Genomic DNA, 24,839 nt, shown 5'->3' on the forward strand with positions numbered 1-24,839 from the left:
TCTCTGGCGAGTAGGACGGATCATGACTGTGCATATGCGTGACTGGGACGCATTCGTCACATCTGGAGAAGAGGGCAGGGCCCATATGGACCTGGCCGTCGAGGGCATCACTTGCGCTGCCTGCATGGGCGACATTGAGCGGGGGCTGATGCGCCTGCCAGGTGTCGCCAGAGCGCGCGTCAACCTCACCTCCCACCGGCTGGCCGTGGACTGGGATGCAGCGGCCACGGGGGCAGACAAGATTGTCGCCACGCTGGCACGCATGGGCTACAAGGCCCACCCGTTCGATCCGGCATCGGCGCGCAACCGTCAGGACCAGACGGGGCGGGAGCTGATGCGGGCCATTGCCGTCTCCGGCTTTGCCGCGATGAACATCATGCTGCTCTCCGTTTCGGTCTGGTCGGGCAACGTCACGGATATTACCGACGAAACCCGCGACCTGTTTCACTGGATTTCGGCACTGATCGCCCTTCCGGCGGTTGCCTATGCGGGCCGCCCGTTCTTCAGAAGTGCCTTCAATGCCATCCGTGGCCGCCGCCTCAACATGGATGTGCCGATCTCCATCGGCGTGTGCCTTGCGGTCGGGCTGTCGCTGGTCCAGACCGCGCAAAGCCAGCATCACGCCTATTTCGAATCCGCCACCATGCTTTTGTTCTTCCTGCTGGTCGGCCGCTATCTCGATCACAACATGCGCGGACGCACCCAGTCGCTGGCGGAGAATATTGCGGCCTTGAAGGGCGAGGTCGCAGCGCGGATCCATCCGGATGGCAGCGTGCGCGAGGTGCCTCTGTCGCGGGTTCAGCCGGGTGATCTCGTGCTGGTCACCGCCGGTGAGCGCATCCCCGTCGACGGGGTCATTGAGGACGGCGTTTCCGAGGTGGATCAGAGCCTTGTGACCGGTGAAACGGCGCTGGAGCCTGTGCGGCCCGGTGACCGGGTCTATGCAGGCACCAGCAATGCCGATGGCGTTCTGCATGTGCGTGTTTCGGCTGCTTCCGGTTCGACTGTGCTGGACGAGGTGAACCGGCTGCTGGAAGCTGCCGGACAGGCCAAGTCCTCCTATGTCGTGCTGGCCGACCGAGCCGCTTCCATGTATTCGCCGGTGGTGCATGCTGCTGCTGCCCTGACCTTCACCGGCTGGGCGCTGTACGGTATTGGCTGGCAGCCGGCGCTGATCATCGCTATTTCGGTGCTGATCATTACCTGCCCCTGTGCACTCGGCCTTGCCATTCCGGCGGTGCAGGTCGTGGCTTCCGGGCAGCTGTTCAAGGCGGGCGTGCTCATCCGCTCTGGCGATGCCATCGAGCGGCTGGCTGCAGCCGACACCATCGTCTTCGACAAGACCGGCACGCTGACCCTGTCCGAACCGGAACTCGTGGAGGAGCCCGATCTGTCGGACAGGGATCTGCTGCTCGCCGGGCGTCTGGCCCTGTCCAGCCGCCATCCTCTGGCGCGTGGCCTTGCCCAGGCGACGGCCGCCAGCGAGCCACTGGCCGGTGTAGCAGAAACGAGCGGAGCAGGTGTTTCCTGCGATCTGGGGGGGCGTGAAATCCGGCTTGGCAGCCCGGTCTTCTGCGGTGCGTCTGACGCAGACGTAGCGGCACTTATGCAGCGCCATCCCGATGCTTCGCTGCTCGCCTATCGTGCGGGCGAGGGGCAGGTGCGGCTGTTCGCCCTGCGGCAGAAACTCCGGCCTGATGCACCGCTCGTAGCGGCCAGCCTCAGGGCCATGGGCTACCAGCTGGAGATCCTGTCCGGTGACCGGGCAGGCGCCGTGGAGCAGGCCGCCCATGCCCTTGGCATCGGCGAATGGCGCGCAGGGATGACGCCTGCGGGCAAGATTGCCCGGCTGGAGGAATTGAAACAGGCAGGCCGTACCGTTCTGATGGTCGGTGACGGGCTGAATGACGCGCCTGCTCTGGCTGCGGCGCATGTGTCGCTGTCGCCGGTAACCGCAGTACACATCAGCCAGGCTGCTGCCGATGCCGTGTTCCTGGGCGATCCGCTGCGCCCCGTGGCCGAAGCACTTGCCATCTCCCGCAAGGCCAAGGCAGCCATGATCGAGAATCTGTGGATCTCGGTCATCTACAATCTGATCGCGGTTCCAATTGCGGTTGCAGGCTTTGTCACGCCGCTGCTTGCGGCAGCCGCCATGTCGGGCTCGTCGCTCATCGTCACAGCCAATGCTCTGCGCCTGCGCCTCGTCAATGCGGGCATGGCACAAGACGCGGTGCCCGGCCCGGCTGGAGCCAGCACAGCCGCTGGCCGCAAGCCGGCCATTTCTCTCAAGCCTCGGGGGGCAGAATGACCGTCCTGCTGTTTCTTATCCCGGTTGCCCTGTTCCTCGGTGGATTGGGGCTCGTTGGCTTCCTGTGGTCGCTGAAAAGCGGCCAGTATGATGATCTGGAAGGCGCCAGCTGGCGTATTCTGGACGACGATGATCTTGAAGATGATGATGGAAAGAAGGCCTGACCGGCTGCGCGAATGCGATCAGGCATGCTTCCGTCAGCCGACGAGCGCGGAGATCACCATGCTGGCTGAAACGATCAGCAGTGCCAGACCGGAAAAGAGAAGAATGTTCTCGTGAGCAGGGCCAGAACTGGCGCTGGAAGACGGGGCCTGTGCACGGGGATCTTCCCGGCGTACTTCCCTTTTCTTCTCGATGCGTTCGATCTGCATGGCTGGCTCCGGAGTGTCAGGATGAAAGGCTATGGCTAAAACCCGCCTTGCCCGACTGTGACGATTTTATAGCACGGCTCCCTGAAAGGCGCGTTAAGCCATCGCTCCGGATCGAGTTAATGCTTCGCAACTTTACCAAGGTTTAAACCCGGTGATTTGAATCTTATGTCAAATCCGCGGCATCTCCGGTTAAATGCCCTTGGCCAAAAGAAAATCCGCCGTTGCCAGAACGGTCTTGCAACGGGCTGAATTCATTGAAAAAATAGGTGGACAGGCTGAAAACAGCCACATAAGGCCACGGAACTGCCCGCGTGATCAGTCAAATCCTTTGTGTCTGTTAACAGTCGCGCTGACCTGCTTCCGCGCAGATGCCTCTGGCGCGGCTGCGGTCTGACAGAGGACAGCCGGGCACTGGCAGAGTTGACTAACTCTCTTTTCATCCTTTGCCCGTAATCTGAGCTGGACGAACGGAGGTGGCTGGTGAGCCTTGACCTTGCCTCGCTGACATTTCTTCTGGTGGAAGACAGCGCCTACATGCGAACGATCCTGCGCACCATGCTGCAGGGCTTTGGTGCACGGCGGATTGTCGAGGCCGAAGATGGTGCGTCTGGCCTTGAGGCCATGGACCGCGCCAATCCTGACATTCTCATCCTTGACTGGGTGATGCCGATCCTCGACGGCGCCGATATGGTGCGTATGATCCGCACCCAGAACAACCCCTTTGCCTACATTCCCATCATCATGGTGACTGGGCACACGGAGCGCAGCCGCATCATCGAAGCGCGCCGTCTTGGCGTGCATGAGCTGCTGTCCAAGCCGATCTCTGCTAAGGCGCTTTATCAGCGGGTGTCCAGCGTCATCATGCAGCCGCGTGATTTTGTGAAGACCCCAAGCTATTTCGGCCCTGCGCCGCGCGAAATCCGCAACCGCCAGAAAATCTGGCAGGGCGGGCTGCCGCAGCCGGGGAATGCCAGTGCTCCTGCGCAGCAATCTGAGGAATCTCAGGCCATCGGCTGAGGCCGGTTCTGCGTCTAAAAATGCGTGACGGCAGAGAAAACGAGCACTTCCGGCGGCTCAGTCTTCATCGAAAGTGCTTCAGCTGCCACGCTATGCCCAAGTCCAATGGCGCGCCTGGCGTCCCTGGTAGGATCAGGCTGCAATCGAACCCGCGCCGGCACTCGCGGCAGCATCATTGATCTGCCGCAGTTTCATTGAGCTGGCAAATTCGGAAAGCTGATCCAGGTCAACGAGGTAGTTGTCGAGCAGGAAGCGGACGAGCAGTTCGGTGGGCAAATGTGTATAGCCTTCGACCGCTGCAAAGAAGTCGTCCAATGTCTCAAGGCGTTTGCGCAAGCGAACCATGCCGGTCTCCCCGATTTCCACGATCACAGCTTCGGCATTTATGGTTAATGCACAATGAATGACTGAGTCTGGATCATCTGAAAAGAGATCTTTGCAAGGCTTTGGGGTGCGCCGCCGCGCTTACATGACGGAAGGTGCGGCTGCTCCCAGCAGCATCGAGGCCGCTGCTCCTGCACTGAGCGGCAGGCGCAGTGCGGGATACCAGAGCGGAAACTTGCCCTCCCTCGATGCGGTCAGATCAAGCGCGAACATGGCTGCAAAGCAGGCTGCCAGCAGCAGAAGCCCCGAAGTCTGCGGCAGAAGCAAGCCTGCCCAGCCAGCCAGAGAAGGGGCTACTGCGATGGCAAGGCGGGTGAGAAGCTCCCTGTCTTCAAAAGGACCGTCCTGTCCGGTGGATGCGGCCATGGCCACACCCCAGTGAATGCCCCCCAGGAAGGAGAGGATGACAGCGCCGTAAGCTGCCAGTGCGAAGGCGGCTTGCGGGCGCAGCTCAGGCGGCCCGGCAAAGGTTATCAGGCTGGCGGCCGCAAATGGGATAAGCCCGGCAACTCCGAGAGCAAGCGTCGGGCGTGGCACAGTGAGGGGATTGAAGGTGAGGTGCCGTGTCATCTGTCTTGCTCCTGCGGATGAGGGCGGAACACGCGCCTTGCCAGGGATTGAAGGGAAGGGCGGATGATGAGCGTCAGACGGTAGCCGAACTCCAGGACGGCGCGTGGAACCGGCCGGTCGAGCAGGCGGGCCGCACCGGCAAAGCGCGGCAGGCTGTGCCAAAGGCTGAGAAAGGCTGCCGCTCCCGAGCGCAGCTTTCCATCGGCGCCGCGCACGTGGAACCGGGCAAGCGCAGCGCTGCGCGTTAGACCGTCCGGCAGGGCTTCAGGAGCCTCTGTTGACACATCCACCCAGCAAATCCCGTTCGCGCCATCCTGCCGTCTGTAGACGGCGATCTCGCGCGAGCAGAGCGGACAGGCGCCGTCATAATAAACGGTAACGGGCGGCATTTCCGGCTGTGGCGCTGCCGGGGGCGTGGCGGTCGTGCTCACCATACGATCTCCTTGCCTTCCGCATCATGGAAACTGCCGGTCTGCGCAGCGCCGAGATCATCGATGGTCTGCAGCAGCAGGCGGGCGGCCTCCTGCGGAGGTCTGACAGTGAGGCCGGATCTGGCGAAGGGCTCTGACAGACGGCTCTCCACGGTGCCCGGATGCAGGGCGATGCAGAGGCTTTCAGGTCGCTTGCGGGCCAGCTCGATGCTGGCGGAGCGGACGAGCTGGTTGAGCGCAGCCTTTGCAGCACGGTAGCTGTACCAGCCGCCCAGATTGTTGTCGCCGATGCTGCCGACCCGGGCCGAAAGAGTGGCAAACACTGCCTTTCCCTCACCAGCCAGCAGGGGCAGGAAGTGTTTCATCAGCAGAGCCGGGCCGATGGTGTTGATGGCAAACACCCGAGCCATGGCGGCCGGATCAATCTGCCGCCAGCTTTTTTCGGGCTGCAGAGCGCCCTCATGGAGCATGCCGGTCGCATCGAAAACGAGCCGCAAGGGCGCGGTTTTTGACGCTTCGCCAATGGCCAAGGCCGCGGCGGCGATGCTTGACTCATCTGTGAGGTCAAAGGGAAGGCCGCTGGTGCCGGACCGGGATAGCCCGATCACTCTGGCGAAGCGGCCGCTCGCCTCGATCTGGCGCGCGATCTCGGCACCTACCGCTCCTGTGCTGCCTGCGACAACGGCGAGGCCACCAGGCGGGAATGAGCTCAGGTCTTGCGCAGCTGGTCCAGTCAACTTGGATGCTCCAGTTAATTAGGTCTCTCTGTTACGCCGCAAATGCGCTGCTGGTTCAGATATGTGCCGCAATGCCAGCGCTTTGTTTCTTCACGGATATGACGAGCATTTTTACCAAGCCGGATAAGCTGCAGGTCTGGATGTCTTCAATCTTGTCATCAACTTGTGACACTGAGCCATTAACCGGTCAGCAGAGGCGTTAGACCTCATGAACAGTTTCGAGAGAGAGCTAGCCATGTCCGACATCAACAAGAGCGATCTGTCCTGGGACGAATGGGATGAACTGCAGAACCCGCCCCCGGCCGTGACGGATTTCGACCGCGTGGTCGAAAGCGCCCTGTCCCGCCGCGGCTTCCTCGGTGGTGTTCTGGCTTTCGGCTCTGCTGCCGCTGCCATGGGCACCGTTGGCAACCTGATGTCCTCCACCGCCGCGCTGGCGCAGGACGCTTCCTCGCGCTTCCAGTTCAAGCCGGTTCCGATCGCCACTGACAGCACCGTACATGTGCCGGAAGGCTATTCCTGGAAGCCGCTGGCCAAGTGGGGTGAGCCGCTGTTCTCCGGCGTGCCGGATCTGGATCATAGCAAGGGCGTCAGCGTCGAACATTCGGACAAGGTTTTCGGTGAAAACACCGACGGCATGGAACTGTTCGTCATCGGCGGCCGTCAGGTCATTGCCGTGAACCACGAGTACGTGAACCCGAAGATCAACCTGCCGCACGCTCCGGAAGGAAAGCCGCAGAGCGCCGACGACGTGAAGATTCTGCAGAACATGCAGGGTGTCACCGTCATGGAAGTGGCAGAAGGCGAAAACGGCTGGCAGATCGTGCTGGACAGCCCCCTCAACCGCCGCATTCATCACAACACCCCGATGAAGCTCTCAGGTCCGGCTGCCGGTTCCGACCTGGTGAAGACCGCCGCCGATCCGTCGGGCACGGAAAGCCTCGGCACCTTCAACAACTGCGGTGCAGGCCGCACGCCGTGGGGCACCTATCTGACCTGCGAGGAAAACTTCAACGGCTACTTCGGTTCGACCGACGCCGAATTCAAGATGCCGGACGACTACAAGCGTTATGGCATCTCGGCTGAAACCCGCTATGCCTACGAGAAGTTCGACGAGCGCTTTGACGTCTCGAAGAACCCGAACGAGCCGCGCCGCGCCGGTTATGTGGTTGAGATCGATCCGTCGGACGCTTCCTCCACCCCGGTCAAGCGTACTGCCCTCGGCCGCATCAAGCACGAAAACGCTGCCTGCGTGGTCGCGCGTGATGGCCGCGTGGTCGTCTACATGGGCGACGATGAGCGTGGCGAGTTCCTCTACAAGTATGTCTCCAACGGCATCTACGTTCCGGGTGGCGACACCTCGAAGCTGCTGGACGAAGGCACGCTCTACGTTGCCAAGTTCGCAGAAGACGGCACCGGCGAGTGGCTTGCCCTGACGCCGGAAACCACCGGCATGAAGATGGACGAGATCTGCGTCTTCACCCGCATGGCCGCTTCCAAGGTTGGTGCCACCACCATGGACCGTCCGGAGTGGGTTGCCACCAACCCGGTCGCCATCGAAGCCTATTGCGCGCTGACCAACAACAGCCGCCGTGGCGTGATGAAGGATGGCAAGCTGCGTACCAACGCTGGCGGTGATCCGCTGGAGCTGAACGCTGTGAACCCGCGTGAGGCGAACGAGTATGGCCAGATCGTGCGCTGGTACCCGGCGAACGAGGACCATGCAGACGCCGCTTTCAAGTGGGACCTGTTCTGCATGGCCGGCAACCCGGCAGTCCACAAGGATGCCTATGCCGGCTCCTCGAACATCAACGAAGGCAACATGTTCAACTCGCCGGACGGCATGATGTTCGACTCGACCGGCCTGCTCTGGATCCAGACCGACGGTGAGGACAGCAACGAAGGCGACTTCGCCGGTCAGGGCAACAACCAGATGCTTGCGGGCGATCCGGTCACGGGCCGCATCGAGCGCTTCCTCACCGCCCCGCTGGGCGCAGAGGTGACTGGCCAGACCTGGTCTGCCGACAAGCGCACCCACTTCGTCGGCATCCAGCACCCGGCCGCTCCCTTCCCGGATGGCGAAGGCAAGCTGCCGCGTTCGACCATCGTTGCCATCAAGCGCGAAGACAACAAGATCATCGGCTGATCTGCCGTGATCTTCTGAAACACGAAGGGCGCGCCCACCCGGCGCGCCCTTTGGTTTTTTTTGGAAGCTTCCGGCATCGTTCCCCGCGCCAAGCCTCCCCGTCTTCGTCTTGCCATGGCTTGACCATGGCTCCACTCCTTGCCCGTGCTGAACGGTCAGCCTCTCTGAAGGCTCGCGCGCGCTCTCCGCTTTGGCGCGGGGACAGGCAGGGGCATGGAGGCCATGATCAAGTCACGGCATGATGGAATGTGGGTTAAGTGATTGCAAAATATGACTGTTGTTCAGTCCCTGAATACAGTCAGCGCCAGATGGTAGAGCAGCAGGATGGTCTTGCCGTCGCAGATGCGTCCGTCGCGGACCATGGCCATGGCTTCGTCAAAGGCGAGGTCCAGCACCTCAATGTCCTCGCCTTCCTCTTCAAGGCCGCCGCCGTCGCTCACCCTGTCATCGGGTGAATAGGGAGCGATGAAGAAGGTGAGGTGCTCGGTGACGGAGCCGGGGCTCATGAAGGGGGCAAACAGGCGCTCCACCTTGCCCAGCCGGTAGCCGGTTTCTTCTTCCACCTCGGCGCGGATGCGGGTTTCGGGGTCGAGCTTGTCCAGCAGCCCGGCGGGCGCCTCGATCATCTCCTCCTGATGGCCACAGACATAGGCGGGCAGACGGAACTGGCGTGTCAGCAGCACGTGGCGGCGGGCCGGGTCATAGGCCAGAAGCACCGCACCGTGCCCCCGGTCATAGACCTCGCGCGTCTGTTCCTGCCAGCGGCCGTCTGACCGGCGCAGTTCAAAACGGTAGCGGGTCAGCTTGCCCCAGTTCTCGGAAAGCAGGGTTGTTTCGCGGATTCGGACCCTGTCCTGCAGTGTGCGAATGGGCGTATCGGTCTCTGACATGACAAAGGCCTTCTTGTTGCAATGCAGCAAGAAGGCCTTTGTGCGGTGCCGCTGTCAAGATCAGGCAGAGCCAATCAGCGGGCGATGGCCTGAGCAAGCGCCTTGAAGGACGCCTTGGGGGTGCGTTTCAGTGTTTCAAAGTCGGTGTGCACGATGCCGAAGCGTTTTTCGTAGCCCACGGCCCATTCGTAATTGTCCATCAGAGACCAGAGGAAATAGCCTTTCACCGGCACGCCTGCTTCTGCCGCACGCCGGGTGGCGGCCAGATGCTGGTCAAGGAAATCGATGCGCCCGTCATCCTGCACCTCGCCGTTGATCAGGTGATCATCATTGGCAAGGCCGTTTTCTGTGACGTAAAGCGGCAGGCCTTTCGTGTATTCCGCATGGGTGCGCTTGAGGAAGAATTCGAGGCCCTCGGGATAGATCTCCCAGCCCATCTGGGTTTTCGGCAGCGGGCCTTCCACCTCCTTGTGCGAGGGCCAGGCGCTGTCCGGGTCCGGGGCGATGAGCTTGCGGGTGTAGTAGTTCAGCCCGCACCAGTCGACCGGCGTGCCGATGACGTCAAAGTCATTCTCCCAGCCCTTCGGCATATGGGGGCCAAGGCCCTCCAGCACATTGGCCGGATATTCCTTCTTGAAGATGCCGCCGAGGAACCAGCGATTGTAGTAGCCGTCGTAAAGCTCTGCGGCCTTGCGGGCTTCCTCGCTGTCATCGGCCGGCTGGGCATATTCGAAATTGCACACAGCGCCGAGGTTCTTGACGCCCAGTGCGCGCATGGCCTGAATGGAGCGGCCATGGGCCAGCAGCACATGATGCATGGCGCGGGCGGTGGCGCGGATGTCGCGCAAGCCCGGAGCATGGATGCCAAGGAAGTGGGACAGCCAGGTGACGCACCAGGGTTCGTTGACGGGTGCCACCGACCAGACGCGATCACCCAGGCGCTTCATCATGATGTTGGTGTAATCGGCGAACCAGTCCGCAATGTCCCGGTTGCGCCAGCCGCCCAGATCGAGAAGCGCCGAGGGCAGTTCCCAGTGATAGAGGGTGAGGGCAGGCTTGATACCGCGCTCCAGCAGGCCATCCACCAGCCTGTCATAGAAATCGAGCCCTTCCGCATTCACCGCCCCACGCCCTTCCGGCATCACGCGGGCCCAGGAGGTGGAGAAGCGGTAGACGTCGAAATTACCCTGTTTCAGCAGGTCCAGGTCCTCGTCCATGCGCAGGATGTGCTCACAGGCGCGGGCGCCGTTCTCGGCGCGGATGACATTGCCCGGCGTTGCGGCAAAGTCGTCCCACTGGCTGCGGCCCGCTCCACCGAGGGCGCTGCCCTCGATCTGGTAGCTCGAGGTGGAGGCGCCGAAGAGGAAGTCTCCGGGGAAATCGGCACGGGTGAAGTTCATGGAAATCAGGTCCTGACTGGGGCCGGTCCCGTGGACTGGCCGATGATGAGATCGCATTCAAGAAGGCGCGTCTGCGGCTCGCTGGCAGGCTCGGTAATCTGCGCCAGCAGCATGTCCGCCGCCAGACGCCCGGCTTCGCGCACGGAGGAGCGGGTGGCGGTGAAGAGCGGAACTTCGGCGCCGTTCTTCAGGTATCCAAGCTCGTCATCATGGATGATGACGGACACATCCTTGCCAAGCCGCAATCCTTGTTCTTCCACGGCACGGCGCACGCCGATGCCGGAGATCATGGAAGACGCAAGGAAGGCGGTCGGCGGCTCGGGCAAGGCGAGCATCGCGGAAGCGGCGGCATAGCCCTGGCCTTCGGTCATCTCGGCGCTGAACATCAGTTCCGGCGCAGGCTTAAGCCCGCGTGCTTCCAGCGCCTCCAGATAGCCCGAGCGGCGGCGGGCGGCGAAGTCCATGAACTCCAGGCCGTTGATCAATCCGATGCGGCGGTGGCCGAGATCCAGCAGGAAGTCCGTGGCGCGGCGGAAGGCGCGGCGGTTGTTGATATCGAGCCAGGCATAGGGAACCGCCGTGCCGCTGGAGCGGCCGTGCACCACGAAGGGCAGGCCGATGTCCTGCAGCAAGGGAATGCGCGGATCGGCCATCTTGGGGCCATGGACGATGATGCCATCCACGGTGCCGCGCGCCTTCAGCTCCCGGTAGACGCTGGCTTCCTGGTCATCCGGCACGATGGACAGAACCATCTCGTAGCCGGCGCGCGAATAGCTTTCGCCAGCGCCTGCAATGAAGTCCGCAAAGACGGGGTTCACCATCTCATGCCGTGTGGCGATGGGGATGACGTGGCCGATGGCCATGGCGCGGCCCGTGGCAAGACGCTGGGCACGGGCATTGGGCTGATAGTTATGCTGCTTTGCGGCTGCCAGAACCCGCTCGCGCGTGGCCTCATTGACCTCCGGATACCCGTTGAGGGCGCGGCTGACCGTTGTGGGCGAAAGCCCCAGCTTTTGGGCGAATTGCTTCAGATTCATAGGGGCACATCGCAGGAAAGTCTTGAGTTTGAATAGCCAAACCGCTTTGATTTTGTCGTGACTTTAGCTGCGTGCTGTGCGTGCGTCAAAGATCTTTGCTTCGCTGAATTGCTGCGGCGCGGCAGGAAAACTCAGGTTGTATGCGGTGTTGTGAAAACATCCCCGTTGACTCACATGCGCCGATCAGCGACTGTGGCGCATTCAAAGCGGTTTGAATGACGCTTGGTCCTGTGTCTGGAATGCAGGAATCTGGCGCGGTACTGGGAGGTAGCGATGAAGACAGTTTTGCTTGCTGGCGCAGCCGGGCTTGCCCTGATGTGCGCCGGTGCTCAGGCGCAGGGGCTGAAGTTCGAGCCGGGCAAGGACAGCCGTTTCAACTGGGAAAGCTACGAGGCTGTGAAGACCGATGCCCTGAAGGGGCAGGAGATCACGGTGCTTGGGCCCTGGCTTGGGCCGGACAAGGAGCTGGTGGAGAGCATCTTCGATTATTTCGAGGCTGCCACGGGCGTGAAGGTCAATTATTCCGGGTCCGACAGTTTCGAGCAGCAGATCGTCATCGACACTGAAGCGGGATCACCGCCGAACATTGCAATCTTTCCGCAGCCGGGCCTTGCCCGTGATTTGGCCTCCAAGGGATACCTGACACCGCTTGGGGACGAAACGGCCGCATGGGTGCGTGACAATTACGCAGCCGGTCAGTCCTGGGTGGATCTGGCCACCTTCAAGGGCAAGGACGGCAAGGACGCGCTCTATGGCCTCTTTTATAAGGTCGATGTGAAGTCGCTGGTCTGGTACGTGCCCGAGAACTTCGAGGACGCGGGCTATGAAGTGCCCACGACAATGGAAGAGCTGAAGGCGCTGACGGACAAGATCGTCGCGGATGGCGGGACGCCCTGGTGCATCGGCCTCGGCTCTGGCGCTGCCACTGGCTGGCCGGCCACCGACTGGGTGGAAGACATGATGCTGCGCACCCAGACGCCGGAAGATTACGATGCCTGGACGCGCAATGATCTGAAGTTCGACGATCCGAAGGTGGCTGGGGCCATCGAGGAGTTCGGCTATTTTGCCCGCAATGACAAGTATGTGGCGGGCGGTGCCGCCGGTGTGGCCACCATCGACTTCCGTGACAGCCCGAAGGGCCTCTTCGCCTCTCCGCCGCAGTGCTACATGCACCGCCAGGCTTCCTTCATCCCCTCCTTCTTCCCGGAAGGCACGGTGATCGGTGAGGATGTGGACTTCTTCTACTTCCCGGCCTACGCGGACAAGAATCTAGGCCAGCCGGTGCTTGGCGCGGGCACACTGTTCTCCATCACCAAGGACAGCCCGGCCGCCGAGGCGCTGATCGGCTTCCTGCAGACGCCGATCGCCCACGAAGTGTGGATGGCGCAGAAGGGCTTCCTGACCCCGCACAAGGGCGTCAATGCCGAGGTCTATGGCGATCCGACGCTCAAGAAGATGGGGGCCATCCTGCTCAACGCCACCACCTTCCGCTTTGATGGCTCCGATCTGATGCCGGGCGCCATTGGTGCCGGTGCCTTCTGGACGGGCATGGTGGACTATGTGGCCGGCGGCAAGGATGCAGCCGCAGTCGGTGCGGACATCCAGAAAGCCTGGGACGCGATCAAGAAGTGATGGCTTTTGCCGCCAGCCGCGATAAGGCTGGCGGCTCTTCTCAACGACAAAAAGCCGGTTGAACCGGATGCCGGGACCCTGCGGGGCATGTGCTGCCGGCGGGCCGAGGCGGGCGGGAGGGGCAATGCTCCAGCAGATCATGATGGCGGGTGCGACGATTGTTGCCGGCGTGTTCGGCTGCGTCGCCTATTTCTATGGCTCCAACCTGATCCTGGATGCGGTCTTGCCGCCACGCGGGGCCAATGCGGGGCGCAACATCAACCGGGCGGCCATGATCAGGCCCTGGCTGTTTCTGGCGCCCGCCGTGCTGCTGCTGGGTGTTTATCTGCTCTACCCGGTGTTCGTTTCGGTCTGGCTGTCTCTGCACGACAGTTCAGGCACGCGTTTTGTTGGCCTTGGCAACTACATCTGGCTGATCGAGGACGCGAAATTCCGCGAGTCCATCCGCAACAACATGCTCTGGCTGCTGTTCGTGCCTGCCGCCTCCACCGCATTCGGCCTGCTGGCGGCGGCTCTGACGGACCGGATCCGCTGGGGCAATCTTGCCAAGTCGCTGATTTTCATGCCGATGGCGATCTCCTTCATCGGCGCCTCGGTGATCTGGAAGTTCATCTACGATTACCGGCCCGAAGGGCAGGAGCAGATCGGCCTCCTCAATGCGGTGGTGGTGTTCTTCGGCGGAGAGCCGCAGACCTGGCTGACCATTGACCTCTGGAACAACCTTTTCCTGATGATCGTGCTGGTCTGGATCCAGACCGGCTTTGCCATGGTCATTCTTTCCGCTGCCCTGCGCGGCATTCCGGAGGAGACGATCGAGGCAGCCATCCTCGACGGAGCCTCGCCGCTGCAGGTGTTCTTCCGCATCAAGGTGCCGCAGATCTGGGGCACCATCGCCGTGGTGTGGACGACGATCACCATCGTGGTGCTGAAGGTCTTCGATATCGTGCTGGCCATGACCAACGGCCAGTCAGGCACGCAGGTGCTTGCAAACCTCATGTTCGACTGGATGTTCCGTGGCAATGATGCAGGCCGCGCCTCCACTGTGGCGCTGGTGATCATGCTGCTGGTAACACCGATCATGATCTGGAACATCCGCAATGCCCGCAAGGAGATGCAGTGATGGATCATATTGCGGGCAAGCGCTCCGGTCTCGTCTGGGCCGTCAATCTCTCCGTCATCGCGCTGGTGCTGCTGTGGACGGTGCCCACCATCGGGCTTCTCGTCTCCTCCTTCCGGCAGGCGGATCAGATCGCTGCCACCGGCTGGTGGAAGGCGCTGTTCCCCTCCGTTCAGAATTCAATTGTCCGGGCTGGGGATGCAGAAACGCAGCGGGAGGAGGCCGGCCGCTTCATCATCAGCGGCAATGTCTTTGACACGGGCAGCGGCACCGTAACCGCCTTCGGTACCTCCTCGCGGGACCCTATGGCCTATGAACCGGGAACGACGGCAGATCTTGATGATGGCCAGACGCTGACGGTGGAAGCCGATGGCGCCTACCGGCTGGAAAGCCCGGCGAAGTTCGAGGGCCGCAGCCCGCGCATCTTCGTGACGGCGGAAACGCCGCCCAGCTTCACCATGGCCAATTACGAGACTGTGCTCTTTGCCGAAGGTCTGGGCCGCGCGTTCCTCAACACCCTGACAGTGACCGTTCCGGCCACGGTAATCCCGATCCTGATTGCCGCCTTTGCCGCCTATGCGCTGGCGTGGATGGAGTTTCCGGGCCGTGCGCTGCTGATTGCCGCCATTGTCGGCCTCCTGGTGGTGCCGCTGCAGCTGGCGCTGATCCCCTTGCTGCGGCTGCATAATTCGCTGGGTATCGGCAAGGAGTATCTGGGCATCTGGCTGGCGCATACGGGCTTTGGCCTGCCCATGGCGATCTATCTTTTGCGCAATTACATGGTGGGCCTGCCGCGTGAAATCATCGAGAGCGCGCGCGTGGACGGGGCGAGCGATTTCCAGATCTTCCTCAAGCTGATCCTGCCGCTCAGCTTCCCGGCACTGGCCTCCTTCGCCATCTTCCAGTTCCTGTGGACCTGGAACGATCTGCTTGTGGCCACCGTCTTCCTTGGCAACAACCAGCAGCAGCTCGTCATGACCGGCGTGCTGCGTGAGCTTCTGGGCTCGAAGGGCGGGGAGTGGGAAATCCTCGCCGCCTCCGCCTTCGTGTCCATCTTCGTTCCGCTGCTGGTGTTCTTCGCGCTGCAGAGGTTCCTCGTGCGCGGACTGCTGGCCGGCTCCGTCAAATAACCTTCCTCCCTCCAAGTCTCAGACGTATCAACGACAGGATTTCGTGAATGACCACCCTCATCAAGGACAAGGACTGGTGGCGCGGCGCGGTGATCTATCAGATCTACCCGCGCAGCTATCAGGACTCCAATGGCGACGGCATCGGTGATCTGGCGGGTATCGTCAGCCGCATTCCGCATATCGCCAGCCTTGGCGCGGATGCCATCTGGGTCAGCCCGTTCTTCACCTCGCCGATGAAGGACTTCGGCTATGATGTGTCCGACTACTGCGATGTGGACCCGATGTTCGGCTCGCTGGCCGATTTTGACCGGGTGATTGAAACCGCCCATGCCCATGGCATCAAGGTGCTGATTGATCTTGTGCTGTCCCACACCTCGGACAAGCACATCTGGTTCGAGGAAAGCCGCCAGAGCCGCAATAACCCGCGTTCGGACTGGTATGTCTGGGCTGACCCCAGGCCGGATGGCACGCCGCCCAACAACTGGCTGTCCATCTTCGGCGGCCCGGCGTGGCACTGGGATGCGAGGCGCGAGCAGTATTACCTGCATAATTTCCTGGTTTCTCAGCCGGATCTGAACTTCCATAATCCCGACGTGCAGGATGCGCTGCTGGATGTCGCGCGTTTCTGGCTGAAGCGCGGAGTTGATGGCTTCCGTCTCGACACCATCAACTTCTACTTCTGCGACAAGGAACTGCGCGACAACCCGGCGCTGCCGGTGGAAGAGCGCAACGATCTGACGGCGCCGAAGGTGAACCCCTACAATCACCAGCGCCACGTCTACGACAAGAACCAGCCGGAAAATCTGGAGTTCCTGCGCCGCTTCCGCGTGGTGCTGGACGAGTATAACGCGGCCACTGTCGGAGAGATCGGTGACAGCCAGCGCGGGCTGGAGCTTCTGGGGGAATATACCCGGGGCGATGATCTGATGCAGATGTCCTATGCCTTCGAATTTCTGGCAAACCGCCCGATGACCGCGCCCTATGTGGCAAGTGTCTTTGAGGAGTTTGACCGGGTGGCGTCGGAAGGCTGGGCTTGCTGGGCCTTCTCCAATCATGATGTGGTGCGCCACATCACGCGCTGGCATCTGACGCCTGCCGCTGCCCGCACCTATGCAACGCTGCTCATGTGCCTGCGCGGGTCTGTCTGCATCTACCAGGGCGAGGAGCTGGGCCTGCCGGAAGCAGAACTTGCCTTCGAAGACTTGCAGGACCCCTATGGCGTCGAGTTCTGGCCGAAGTTCAAGGGACGCGATGGCTGCCGCACACCGATGGTCTGGAACATCCAGCAGCAGAGCGGTGGCTTCTCCGAGGCCCGGCCCTGGCTGCCTGTGCCCAGCGAGCACTATGCTCTGGCCGTAGACGCGCAGGAAAACGATCCGGCAGCTCTCCTGCACCACTACCGCCGCGCCATTGCCTTCCGTCATGCCAATCCGGCGGTGATGAAGGGCAGCCAGTCGCCGATGACGGTGACGGGGGATGTACTCAGTTTCTCCCGGCAGCTGAATGGCGAGACCATATTCTGCGCCTTCAATCTCTCGGATACGCCAGCCGATATCCGCATCCCCTCGCATGAGTGGGAAACGATCGGGCATGAGATCGGCAGTGTTTCGGAGCATGACGGCATCATCGCGCTTGGGCCGTGGGGCGTCAGCCTCATGCGCAGGCGCTGAAGGCAAGGGGAGGGCCGGCAGATGGCAGATCTGAAGCTTACGGACGTGGCCAAGGCCTATGGCGGCGTCAAGGTTCTCAGCAATATCAATCTGGACATCAGGAAGGGTGAACTGATCGTCTTCGTCGGCCCCTCCGGCTGCGGCAAGTCAACCCTGCTGCGCATGATCGCCGGGCTTGAGAAGATCTCCGGCGGCACGCTGGAGATCGGCGGCGAGCTGATGAACGACGTGCCGCCTGCCCAGCGCGGCATTGCCATGGTATTCCAGAGCTACGCGCTCTACCCGCATATGACCGTGCGCGACAACATGGCCTTTGCCCTGAAGATCGCGGGAAAGAGCAAGGCAGAGATTGACACGGCTGTCGCCCGTGCAGCTGATATCCTTCAGCTGACGCCCTATCTCGACCGCCTGCCCAAGGCGCTGTCCGGCGGCCAGCGCCAGCGTGTCGCCATCGGCCGGGCGATCGTGCGCGATCCCAAGGTCTATCTGTTCGATGAGCCGCTTTCCAACCTCGATGCGGCGCTGCGGGTGGCCACCCGCATCGAAATTGCTCAGCTCAAGGAGCAAATGCCTGACAGCACCATGATCTATGTGACCCATGATCAGGTGGAAGCCATGACACTTGCCAGCCGTATCGTTGTGCTGGCAGGCGGCGGTATCAGTCAGGTCGGCACACCGATGGAACTCTATCAAAAGCCGCAGAACGAATTCGTGGCCCAGTTCATCGGCAGCCCGGCCATGAACCTGCTGCCGGGCGAGATCATTGGCACCGGCGGGATGACCCGCGTGCGGCTGGACAGCGGTCTGGAGGCTGTGGCTGCCATCCCGACCCGTGACGGCGATATGGGCCTCAAGGTCAATCTCGGCGTCCGGCCCGAGGATCTGCGCGAAACGGAGGGTGATCCGCTGTTCACCGGCACGGTGGACATCACCGAGGCACTGGGCGAGGTGACGCTGCTCTATTTTGAGAAGGATGAGGCGGGGCGCCAGATGGTTGCCAAGCTGCCGGGTATCCGCTCGGGCCTCAGGCATTCCGCTGTGCTGCTGACCGCAGCACCGGAGGCGCTGCATCTGTTCCACGACGGCGTGTCGCTGCTGTACCGCTGAGTCTGCCTGGTTCAAGCAGCCTTGCCGATGGCCTCGATCAGGGCCTCGACCTGCGGGCCGAACAGGGCTTGTGTGTCGATGGTGTAGCGTCCGCCTGACGGGGTGCGCAGCTGCAGGGCGGGCACGCCCTGCGCCCGCATCGCCTGCATCAGGCCCATGCCTTCGCTGATCCACTCCTGCATGGCAGCTTCCAGCGCCTCGTCTGCGGCTGCCAGCCGGTCAGACGCGGCCTGCAATCCCGCGTCACTCAGGATCTCTGCAAGGACGGCCGGACTGGTGATGTTCTTGCCATCGACATATCGCGCTGCCTGCAGCGCCTTCAGGGCCTTGTGCAACTCATCCGGTTCAGTCAGGTGGACGGCGGTGAGCGCGAGATTTGCAGGGCCGCTGTCGATCCTCTGCGTGCCGCCGAACAGCACGTTCTGCCGGTAGGCATCGCTGAAAGGCTGGCCGGTCATGGCCGTGATCCGCTCGTCGGCCTTGACGATGTAGGAGGCGAAACCCGGGTCCATCGGCCGTGCACCGGTACCGGCAAACAGGCCCACCGGCTGCAGCGTCACCGTGATACCGGGCTCCGCCGCGAGCCGTGCAAGCCCCGGCCCCGCGCCATAGCACCAGCCGCAAAGCGGATCGAAAAGATAGATGATCTCGGGGTTCATGGCATGGCCTCTGCTGATGAGTTGCACCTTATGGCATGCCCTTCTGCCCGGAAAAAGAACGCCTGCGTGGATGACGTGTCCACGCAGGCGAGACAATCGGTGCAGGGAACGCCTCAGGCGGCTGCGAATGTCAGGCTGACCTTGATGGCCTGCGAGCGGTCACCGGCAATGCGGAAGGCTTCTTCCGCATCTTCCAGCGCAAAGCGGTGGCTGATGATGGGCTTCACGTCGATCTCGCCGCTGTCGATCAGGCGGGCGGCCAGCGCATACTCCTCATGGAAGCGGTGCGTGCCCACGAACTCGATCTCCTTGCCGACGATCAGATTGACCGGGATGGGCAGATCGCCGGTAACACCGACCTGCACGATACGGCCGCGCGGGCGGATGCATTCGATGGCCGTGCGCAGGGCCGGGGCCGCGGCGGAACACTCGAACACCACGTTGAAGTGGCCCTTGTCCGCCTTGAAGGGCTCCAGCGCTTCGGGCTGGGTTATGACATTGATGGTCTGCGTTGCTCCCATCTGTGTTGCCACTGCCAGCGTTGCATCCTGCAGATCAGTGACCGTGATGCTGGCGGCTCCCGCCCGTCTGGCTGCCGCCAGACAGAGCAGCCCGATGGGGCCAGCGCCGGTTATGAGCACATGGCGGCCTTCGAGCGGCCCGGCCTGATTGGCTGCGTGCAGGCAAACAGCCAGCGGCTCGGCGCAGGCCGCCTCCGCATGGTCCACATGCGCGCCCACCGGCTCGCACTGGATGGCATCGGTGACCACGAGATCACGGAAGCCGCCCTGTTCATGGGGAAAGCGCAAGGCCGAACCCATGAAGCGCATGGCCAGGCAGTGAGCGAAAAGCCCTTCCGAGCAATATTTGCAGGTGCGGCACGGGCGGCTGGGATTGACGGCGACCTTCTGGCCTACGTTGAGCGAAGTGACGCCCTCGCCAAGGGCAGAGATGGTTCCGGCGATCTCGTGGCCGAGGATGATCGGCTCGCGCACGCGGATGGGGCCGAAGCCGCCATCCTGAAAGTAGTGCAGGTCCGAACCGCAGATCCCGCCCGCACCGATGGCGACGAGCACTTCGCCGGGGCCGGGCTGCGGAACTTCCGCCGTTTCAATGCGCAGGTCATGCTGGCCGTAAAGGCGGCACACGCGGGTTTCCATGACGGTTCAATCCAGAAGATAGGTGGGCAGCCAGGTCGAAAGTCCGGGGATATAGGACACGAGCAGCAGCACGATGATGTTGGTGATGAGGAAGGGCGTGATGGCCCGGATGACCGGCGAGAGCGGCAGCTTGGCGATGTTGGCGCAGATGAACAGGCATACGCCCACGGGAGGCGTGGTGAGACCGATCATCAGGTTCAGCACCGCAAAGGTGGCGAAATGCAGCGGGTCAATGCCGACACCCTGAGCAAGGGCAAGGAGCGGCACGAAGAGGATGATCAGCGCCGCGATCGTTTCCATGAACATGCCGACAATCAGCAGCACGATGTTGATCAGCAGGATCACGACGAACTTGTTGTCTGTAAAAGAGAGCACGCTCTCGGCAATCATCTGCGGAATGCGCTCGGAAACGAGAATCCAGCCGAAGACATTGGCAAAGCCGACGAGCGCGAGGATGGCGGCCGAGGAAATGGCGCTGTCGATGACGATCTTTGGAACTTCGCGGATGGGCAGCTCCCGGTAGAAGAACGCGCCGACGACGAAGGCGTAGATACTGGCGACAACGGCAGTTTCGGTGGGCGTCGCTAGGCCCGTCAGCAGACCGCCGACGATGAGGCCTGTCATGGCCAGAGCCCAGAAGGCGCCCAGGAAGGCAAGGAAGAGTTCCCGCACGCCCTGCCAGGGCTGGCGCGGAAAGTTCTTGCGCACGGCGATGATGTAGGTGGTGACCATCATCGCCAGCCCCATCATGATCCCGGGAATGGCGCCGGCCATGAACATCTTGCCAACGGAAATGCCGGAGAGGGCGCCGACGATGATCATCGGCACGCTGGGCGGAATGATCGGCCCGACGGTGGAGGATGCGGCTGTGACGGCTGCGGAAAAATCGGCTGGGTAACCCGCCTTTTTCATGCCGGGGATCATCATGCCGCCGATGGAGGCAGCGTCTGCCACGGCGGTTCCGGAAATGCCGCCGAAGAGCATGGACCCGGCGACATTGGCCTGTCCCAACCCGCCACGCATCCAGCCCACCAGCGCATTGGCAAAGCGCACGATGCGTCCGGTGATGCCGCCCCGGTTCATCAGGTTGCCGGCCAGGATGAACCCGGGAATGCACAGGAGAACGAAGACGTCGATGCCGGCAAACATCTTTTGCGGCATGACGACAAGAGGAATGCCCTTGAACCAGAGGTAGGTCATGGAGGCAAGGCCCAGCGTTACCGCAACGGGGGCGCCGATGATCAGGCCGAGGGCGAAGACGCCAAAGAGAATGGCAAGGCTCACGGGGTTTCTTCTCCGGCTGCCTGCGGCAGGCCGTCACTTTCGCCGGTGGCGATGGACAGGGAGCGCGCGAGGGAAAAAATGCAGAGCGAGACGAGGGCAACCAGCATACTGGCGTGAATGAAGTCCATCCGCCAGGTCAGGGCGGGAGATGTCTGCAGGGCGCCGATGGAGGTGAAGCGCCAGGCCGGGCCGATCAGGATCAGGCACAGCATCGCCGTTAGCAGGGCCGACAGCGCCCGCAGCAGCTTCGGCCAAGGGGCGGGCAGGCTCTCGCAGACCAGATCCACGTTGACGAGATCGCCACTACGGTAAGCAAGCCCGAGGCCAATGGCGGCAACATAGAGCAGGGCGAAGCGTGTGAGCTCCTCCGTCCAGACGGGGGATGAGTGAAAGAGCGTGCGCCCCAGCACCTGAACGAGCACGGCGCCCATCAGGATGAAAAAAGCCGCTCCCGTTGCGAAGCGGCTGGCCGCCGCGACTAGTGCAAGTGCCTGTCTGAAAATCATGATTGTCTCCCGAAGGAGGCCTGCAGCGGCCCTCGGCCAAGGTGCCCGGGGCCGCTGCCGCCTTGTCACTTCATGAGGTCTTCAACGATCGGGCGGATTTCCGGCTTCACATTGGCCAGAACCGCCGGACGTGCCTTTTCGGCAAAGGCTTTGGTGTCCACCTCCACGAAGGTCATGCCTGCAGCCTGCAGTTCCTTCACGAGGTTCTCTTCGTCGGCCAGGAACAGCTCGCGCTCATAGGCCTGAGCACGCTTGGCGGCTTCCATCACTGCGGCCTGATCTTCGGCGCTGAGCTGCGACCAGGTCATTTCGGAGATCGTGAGATAGATCCAGGAGCGAACATGCTCGGTCTTGTTCACAAACTTCTGCACTTCGGCAAAGTTCGCTGACTTGATCAGTGCCAGCGGGTTCTCCTGAGCGTCAATCACGCCGGATTGCAGCGAAGTGAAAACCTCGGAGAAGGCCATAGGGGTCGGCTGCGCGCCAAGGGTTTTCCAGGTGTCCACGAAGAGCGGCACGTTGGGCACACGCAGGCGCAGGCCGTTCAGGTCATCGGGAGACTTGATCTCGCGGTTTGAAGTCAGGTTGCGGGGACCGCGGGCGAAATAGGCAATCGGGCGGATCTGGGCGCGTGCCACGATCTCTGCCTTGATGTCTTCGCCAATCTTGCCAGACGCAACCTCGTCCATGTGCTCCAGCGACTTGTAGGCATATGGCACGGCCAGAAGGGCGGCCATGGGCGCCCAGTTCTGCAGGCTTTCGCCGGTGATCGTCATGTCGGCTGTGCCAAGCTGCATGCCGTTGATCAGATCGACTTCCTTGCCGAGGGATTCGTTCGGATAGACCTCAACCTCGATGCGGCCGTTGGTGAGCGCCTTCAGTTCCTCACCGAATTTCACGGAGGCCTTGTGCCAGGTGTTCTGCTCGTTGGCGAGATGGCCAAGCTTGAGTACGCGCTCTGCGGCAAGGGAAGGGTTGCCAAGGGCAGTCAGGCTGGCAAGCCCGATGGCAGCAGCAAGAGCCTGCCTTGTAAAACGACGCATGTTTTTCCTCCACTTCATGTGATTATGGGGTGACTTGCACCTCTTCCATGTCGAACAGTTCCGGCCGGGCAGCCGCGATGTTCGGCAGGTCCTTCAGGATCTCCCGCAGATGGGCGCGCATAGCCTCTTCCGCGCCTTTCGGATTGCGGGTTTCGATCGCATCGACGATGGCCTCGTGCTGGGCGATGAGGCGAGAGATCGGAAAGTCGGCAAAGCTCAGGTAGCGGACCCGGTCCATCTGGGCCTTTACGCTTTCCACCACGTCCCAGGCGTAGGTCTTGCCGATGGCGCGGGCCATGGTGTGGTGAAAGGTTTCATCCAGCGCCATGAACACATCCTGCGCATCGGGAGCGACCTCGCGCTGCCGGGCGATCTGGGCGCGCAGATCCGCGATGAAGGCTGGTTCTGGCTGGCTGGCGAGCAGATGAACCACATTCGCCTCGATGGCCTCCCGCACGAAGCGGATGTCCATCACGCGCTTGATGGAGATCTTGCGCACCAATGTGCCACGCTGCGGGCGGACCTCAACAAGCCCTTCTTCCGCCAGCTTGATGAAGGCTTCGCGTACCGGCTGGCGGCTGGAGCCAAAGCTGCGGGCCATCTCTGCCTCGGACAGAAGAGTGCCCGGTGCCAGTTCACCGCGAATGATGCGCTGGCGCAGGTCACGATGCACCTGCTGGCCGACGGGAACGCCCGGTTCGGATGCGGCAAGTGGCCTGAGCGGCAGAATCTGACCCGTCATGTTTCCGTCCATTTTCCACACTCTCCTCTTGCCCGCATCATTTTCCATACTACCATACAAGTCAATGTCAAACTACCATACTAGTCGGCAGGGGCGTGGGCGTGCTATGCCTTCCCCCTGAAAGAGGCGGCAAACCGGGGTAGCCGGAAGGCCCGAATGACCGGCCGGGCGGGAAACGGCAGGCCGGAAAAAGGAGTGGAACGCGTGCGGCAAACCTGGCGCTGGTTTGGTCCCAAGGACCTTGTGAGCATTGATGACATGTTGCAGGCAGGGGTGGAGGGCGTGGTCTCCGCGCTTCATCACGTGCCGAGCGGCGCGGTGTGGTCGCCTGAGGAAATTGCCCGGCGTCAGCGGGAAATCGCGACGCGCGCCGATGGCAGCCCGTCGGGGATCGCCTGGGAGGTGGTGGAAAGCCTGCCAGTCTCCGAGGACATCAAGAAGCAGAAGGGCAACTGGCGCGAGCACATCGAGAATTACAAGGCCAGCCTGCGCAATCTCGGCGCAGCAGGCATCGAGGTGCTTTGCTACAATTTCATGCCGGTGCTGGACTGGACACGCACGGATCTGGCCTGGAGGGTGGACCATGGCGGCACCTGCATGCGCTTCGACCATGCAGATTTCGCCGCCTTCGACATCCACATCCTGCAGCGCAAGGGTGCGGCAGAGGACTTCCCGGCTGAGATCGCCGAAGAAGCGGCCCGCCGTCATGCGGGCATGAGCGAGGAGCAGAAGAAGGCGCTGGCCATCAATGTGGCCTTTGGCCTGCCGGGTGCTGCGGAGCACATGTCGCTGGACGATGTGCGCGCGCATCTGGCCGAATATGGCGCGGTCAATGCCGATCAGCTGCGCCGCCATTTCATTGCCTTCCTGGAGGAGGTGATCCCGGTGGCGGAGCAGGAAGGCATCCGCATGTGCTGCCATCCGGATGATCCGCCCTATCCGCTGCTCGGCCTGCCGCGCATCATGTCGACGGAAGCTGATTACGAGGCGATTCTCTCCGCAGTGGACAATCCCTCCAACGGCATCACCCTGTGCTCCGGCTCGCTGGGCGCGCGCTCCGACAATGATCTGCCGGGCATGATGCGCCGGCATGGCAGCAAGGTGCATTTCCTGCATCTGCGCAACGTGAAACGCGAGACGGATGCGCTCTTCGGCTCCTTCCATGAGGCTGAGCATCTGAAGGGGGACACTGACATGGTGGCGCTGCTGGCCGAGGTGGTGAAGGAAGAAGCACGCCGCAAAGCGGAAAGGCGCAGTGATGTGTCGATCCCCTTCCGCCCGGATCACGGGCAGGACATTCTCGATGACCTGAACCGCAAGGCACAGCCCGGCTATCCGGCCATCGGGCGTCTCAAGGGACTGGCGGAGCTGCGCGGTATCGTCACCGCACTGGAACACGCAGAGCACGGACTTCTTGCCCGCGCCTGAAGCAGGTGGGACGCATTATCCTTGAACATGCGCTGCCGCGGGGCTACCTGCGGCAGCGCATCGTGTTTTG

24 protein-coding genes are annotated in these 24,839 nt (G+C 62.2%); 10 read left to right on the plus strand and 14 right to left on the minus strand.

The features are described from left to right. The first annotated feature begins 22 nt into the window (after positions 1–22). Together V6L75_RS04495 and ccoS are read left to right on the plus strand one after the other, a co-directional pair. Positions 23–2,308, plus strand: coding sequence for a heavy metal translocating P-type ATPase (locus V6L75_RS04495; protein ID WP_334250314.1), 2,286 nt, complete (start codon positions 23–25; stop codon positions 2,306–2,308). Further along, positions 2,305–2,472, plus strand: coding sequence for a cbb3-type cytochrome oxidase assembly protein CcoS (gene ccoS, locus V6L75_RS04500; protein ID WP_334250315.1), 168 nt, complete (start codon positions 2,305–2,307; stop codon positions 2,470–2,472). Before V6L75_RS04495 ends, ccoS begins: the two co-directional genes overlap by 4 nt. 33 nt (positions 2,473–2,505) lie before the next feature. On the opposite strand, the gene V6L75_RS04505 is transcribed toward ccoS, so the two are convergent. Next, positions 2,506–2,679 carry a hypothetical protein gene (locus tag V6L75_RS04505; RefSeq protein WP_334250316.1) on the minus strand — a complete coding sequence of 58 codons (174 nt, stop codon included), beginning with the start codon at positions 2,677–2,679 and terminating at the stop codon, positions 2,506–2,508. Positions 2,680–3,156: 477 nt separating this feature from the next. Here V6L75_RS04505 and V6L75_RS04510 point away from each other — a divergent pair, with 477 nt between their 5' ends. Next, complete coding sequence (locus V6L75_RS04510; RefSeq protein ID WP_425498683.1) at positions 3,157–3,696, plus strand: response regulator; 540 nt, start codon at positions 3,157–3,159, stop codon at positions 3,694–3,696. A 132-nt stretch (positions 3,697–3,828) separates the two neighbouring features. Here V6L75_RS04510 and V6L75_RS04515 read toward each other — a convergent pair whose 3' ends face one another. The 4 genes from V6L75_RS04515 to V6L75_RS04530 all read right to left on the minus strand — a co-directional run bounded on the left by V6L75_RS04515 (position 3,829) and on the right by V6L75_RS04530 (position 5,818). Next, entirely contained in the window at positions 3,829–4,041 is a 213-nt protein-coding gene (locus V6L75_RS04515) for a hypothetical protein (RefSeq protein ID WP_334250318.1), read from the minus strand. Between the two features lie 120 nt (positions 4,042–4,161). After that, a complete protein-coding gene (locus tag V6L75_RS04520; protein ID WP_334250319.1) occupies positions 4,162–4,650 on the minus strand; it encodes a DUF3429 domain-containing protein in 489 nt (162 codons plus the stop codon). Then, a complete protein-coding gene (locus tag V6L75_RS04525) occupies positions 4,647–5,084 on the minus strand; it encodes a thiol-disulfide oxidoreductase DCC family protein (RefSeq protein ID WP_334250321.1) in 438 nt (145 codons plus the stop codon). The genes V6L75_RS04520 and V6L75_RS04525 overlap by 4 nt, the downstream gene beginning before the upstream one ends. Continuing rightward, positions 5,078–5,818, minus strand: a complete 741-nt coding sequence (locus tag V6L75_RS04530; protein ID WP_334250323.1) for an SDR family oxidoreductase — start codon at positions 5,816–5,818, stop codon at positions 5,078–5,080. Before V6L75_RS04530 ends, V6L75_RS04525 begins: the two co-directional genes overlap by 7 nt. A gap of 235 nt (positions 5,819–6,053) precedes the next feature. Here V6L75_RS04530 and V6L75_RS04535 point away from each other — a divergent pair, with 235 nt between their 5' ends. Further along, on the plus strand, positions 6,054–7,964 hold the full coding sequence (locus V6L75_RS04535; RefSeq protein WP_334250324.1) for a PhoX family protein: 1,911 nt from the start codon (positions 6,054–6,056) through the stop codon (positions 7,962–7,964). A 281-nt stretch (positions 7,965–8,245) separates the two neighbouring features. On the opposite strand, the gene V6L75_RS04540 is transcribed toward V6L75_RS04535, so the two are convergent. The 3 genes from V6L75_RS04540 to V6L75_RS04550 form a co-directional block, all read right to left on the minus strand. Next, complete coding sequence (locus V6L75_RS04540; protein ID WP_425498672.1) at positions 8,246–8,854, minus strand: NUDIX hydrolase; 609 nt, start codon at positions 8,852–8,854, stop codon at positions 8,246–8,248. A 74-nt stretch (positions 8,855–8,928) separates the two neighbouring features. Continuing rightward, positions 8,929–10,254 carry a GH1 family beta-glucosidase gene (locus V6L75_RS04545; RefSeq protein WP_334250325.1) on the minus strand — a complete coding sequence of 442 codons (1,326 nt, stop codon included), beginning with the start codon at positions 10,252–10,254 and terminating at the stop codon, positions 8,929–8,931. A gap of 5 nt (positions 10,255–10,259) precedes the next feature. Further along, complete coding sequence (locus V6L75_RS04550) at positions 10,260–11,291, minus strand: LacI family DNA-binding transcriptional regulator (protein ID WP_334250326.1); 1,032 nt, start codon at positions 11,289–11,291, stop codon at positions 10,260–10,262. Positions 11,292–11,564: 273 nt separating this feature from the next. Here V6L75_RS04550 and V6L75_RS04555 point away from each other — a divergent pair, with 273 nt between their 5' ends. From V6L75_RS04555 to V6L75_RS04575, 5 genes are all read left to right on the plus strand, one after another. After that, complete coding sequence (locus tag V6L75_RS04555) at positions 11,565–12,923, plus strand: ABC transporter substrate-binding protein (protein WP_334250327.1); 1,359 nt, start codon at positions 11,565–11,567, stop codon at positions 12,921–12,923. A gap of 124 nt (positions 12,924–13,047) precedes the next feature. Continuing rightward, positions 13,048–14,043, plus strand: a complete 996-nt coding sequence (locus tag V6L75_RS04560) for a carbohydrate ABC transporter permease (protein WP_334250328.1) — start codon at positions 13,048–13,050, stop codon at positions 14,041–14,043. Beyond that, the gene (locus V6L75_RS04565; protein ID WP_334250329.1) at positions 14,043–15,170 is read left to right on the plus strand and encodes a carbohydrate ABC transporter permease; all 1,128 of its coding nucleotides are present in this window, start codon (positions 14,043–14,045) and stop codon (positions 15,168–15,170) included. Before V6L75_RS04560 ends, V6L75_RS04565 begins: the two co-directional genes overlap by 1 nt. Positions 15,171–15,217: 47 nt before the next feature. Further along, positions 15,218–16,840 carry an alpha-glucosidase gene (locus V6L75_RS04570; RefSeq protein WP_334250330.1) on the plus strand — a complete coding sequence of 541 codons (1,623 nt, stop codon included), beginning with the start codon at positions 15,218–15,220 and terminating at the stop codon, positions 16,838–16,840. Between the two features lie 21 nt (positions 16,841–16,861). Further along, positions 16,862–17,947: an ABC transporter ATP-binding protein gene (locus V6L75_RS04575; RefSeq protein WP_334250331.1), complete on the plus strand. Its 1,086-nt coding sequence runs from the start codon at positions 16,862–16,864 to the stop codon at positions 17,945–17,947. A gap of 11 nt (positions 17,948–17,958) precedes the next feature. Here V6L75_RS04575 and V6L75_RS04580 read toward each other — a convergent pair whose 3' ends face one another. The 6 genes from V6L75_RS04580 to V6L75_RS04605 all read right to left on the minus strand — a co-directional run bounded on the left by V6L75_RS04580 (position 17,959) and on the right by V6L75_RS04605 (position 23,341). Next, complete coding sequence (locus V6L75_RS04580; protein ID WP_334250332.1) at positions 17,959–18,606, minus strand: DsbA family protein; 648 nt, start codon at positions 18,604–18,606, stop codon at positions 17,959–17,961. 113 nt (positions 18,607–18,719) lie between these two features. Next, positions 18,720–19,766, minus strand: coding sequence for an L-idonate 5-dehydrogenase (locus V6L75_RS04585; RefSeq protein WP_334250333.1), 1,047 nt, complete (start codon positions 19,764–19,766; stop codon positions 18,720–18,722). 6 nt (positions 19,767–19,772) lie between these two features. Next, complete coding sequence (locus V6L75_RS04590) at positions 19,773–21,050, minus strand: TRAP transporter large permease (protein WP_334250334.1); 1,278 nt, start codon at positions 21,048–21,050, stop codon at positions 19,773–19,775. Beyond that, complete coding sequence (locus V6L75_RS04595) at positions 21,047–21,556, minus strand: TRAP transporter small permease (RefSeq protein ID WP_334250335.1); 510 nt, start codon at positions 21,554–21,556, stop codon at positions 21,047–21,049. The genes V6L75_RS04590 and V6L75_RS04595 overlap by 4 nt, the downstream gene beginning before the upstream one ends. Positions 21,557–21,621: 65 nt before the next feature. Next, positions 21,622–22,599 (minus strand): TRAP transporter substrate-binding protein, encoded by a 978-nt coding sequence (locus V6L75_RS04600; protein ID WP_334250336.1) that lies wholly within the window; start codon positions 22,597–22,599, stop codon positions 21,622–21,624. 22 nt (positions 22,600–22,621) lie between these two features. After that, positions 22,622–23,341, minus strand: a complete 720-nt coding sequence (locus tag V6L75_RS04605; RefSeq protein ID WP_334250337.1) for a GntR family transcriptional regulator — start codon at positions 23,339–23,341, stop codon at positions 22,622–22,624. A gap of 204 nt (positions 23,342–23,545) precedes the next feature. On the opposite strand from V6L75_RS04605, the gene uxuA reads away from it, so the two are divergent. Then, the gene (uxuA, locus tag V6L75_RS04610; protein WP_334250338.1) at positions 23,546–24,769 is read left to right on the plus strand and encodes a mannonate dehydratase; all 1,224 of its coding nucleotides are present in this window, start codon (positions 23,546–23,548) and stop codon (positions 24,767–24,769) included. The last annotated feature ends 70 nt before the right edge of the window (positions 24,770–24,839 follow it).

This window comes from Pannonibacter anstelovis (assembly GCF_036881715.1).
Taxonomy (GTDB): Bacteria; Pseudomonadota; Alphaproteobacteria; order Rhizobiales; family Stappiaceae; genus Pannonibacter; species Pannonibacter anstelovis.

Coding starts and splice junctions, on each gene's coding strand:
- V6L75_RS04495 (WP_334250314.1), top strand. CDS start 23: ATGACTGTGCATATGCGTGACTGGGACGCATTCGTCACATCTGGAGAA.
- ccoS (WP_334250315.1), top strand. CDS start 2,305: ATGACCGTCCTGCTGTTTCTTATCCCGGTTGCCCTGTTCCTCGGTGGA.
- V6L75_RS04505 (WP_334250316.1), bottom strand. CDS start 2,679: ATGCAGATCGAACGCATCGAGAAGAAAAGGGAAGTACGCCGGGAAGAT.
- V6L75_RS04515 (WP_334250318.1), bottom strand. CDS start 4,041: ATGGTTCGCTTGCGCAAACGCCTTGAGACATTGGACGACTTCTTTGCA.
- V6L75_RS04520 (WP_334250319.1), bottom strand. CDS start 4,650: ATGACACGGCACCTCACCTTCAATCCCCTCACTGTGCCACGCCCGACG.
- V6L75_RS04525 (WP_334250321.1), bottom strand. CDS start 5,084: ATGGTGAGCACGACCGCCACGCCCCCGGCAGCGCCACAGCCGGAAATG.
- V6L75_RS04535 (WP_334250324.1), top strand. CDS start 6,054: ATGTCCGACATCAACAAGAGCGATCTGTCCTGGGACGAATGGGATGAA.
- V6L75_RS04540 (WP_425498672.1), bottom strand. CDS start 8,854: ATGTCAGAGACCGATACGCCCATTCGCACACTGCAGGACAGGGTCCGA.
- V6L75_RS04545 (WP_334250325.1), bottom strand. CDS start 10,254: ATGAACTTCACCCGTGCCGATTTCCCCGGAGACTTCCTCTTCGGCGCC.
- V6L75_RS04550 (WP_334250326.1), bottom strand. CDS start 11,291: ATGAATCTGAAGCAATTCGCCCAAAAGCTGGGGCTTTCGCCCACAACG.
- V6L75_RS04555 (WP_334250327.1), top strand. CDS start 11,565: ATGAAGACAGTTTTGCTTGCTGGCGCAGCCGGGCTTGCCCTGATGTGC.
- V6L75_RS04560 (WP_334250328.1), top strand. CDS start 13,048: ATGCTCCAGCAGATCATGATGGCGGGTGCGACGATTGTTGCCGGCGTG.
- V6L75_RS04565 (WP_334250329.1), top strand. CDS start 14,043: ATGGATCATATTGCGGGCAAGCGCTCCGGTCTCGTCTGGGCCGTCAAT.
- V6L75_RS04570 (WP_334250330.1), top strand. CDS start 15,218: ATGACCACCCTCATCAAGGACAAGGACTGGTGGCGCGGCGCGGTGATC.
- V6L75_RS04575 (WP_334250331.1), top strand. CDS start 16,862: ATGGCAGATCTGAAGCTTACGGACGTGGCCAAGGCCTATGGCGGCGTC.
- V6L75_RS04580 (WP_334250332.1), bottom strand. CDS start 18,606: ATGAACCCCGAGATCATCTATCTTTTCGATCCGCTTTGCGGCTGGTGC.
- V6L75_RS04585 (WP_334250333.1), bottom strand. CDS start 19,766: ATGGAAACCCGCGTGTGCCGCCTTTACGGCCAGCATGACCTGCGCATT.
- V6L75_RS04595 (WP_334250335.1), bottom strand. CDS start 21,556: ATGATTTTCAGACAGGCACTTGCACTAGTCGCGGCGGCCAGCCGCTTC.
- V6L75_RS04600 (WP_334250336.1), bottom strand. CDS start 22,599: ATGCGTCGTTTTACAAGGCAGGCTCTTGCTGCTGCCATCGGGCTTGCC.
- V6L75_RS04605 (WP_334250337.1), bottom strand. CDS start 23,341: ATGACGGGTCAGATTCTGCCGCTCAGGCCACTTGCCGCATCCGAACCG.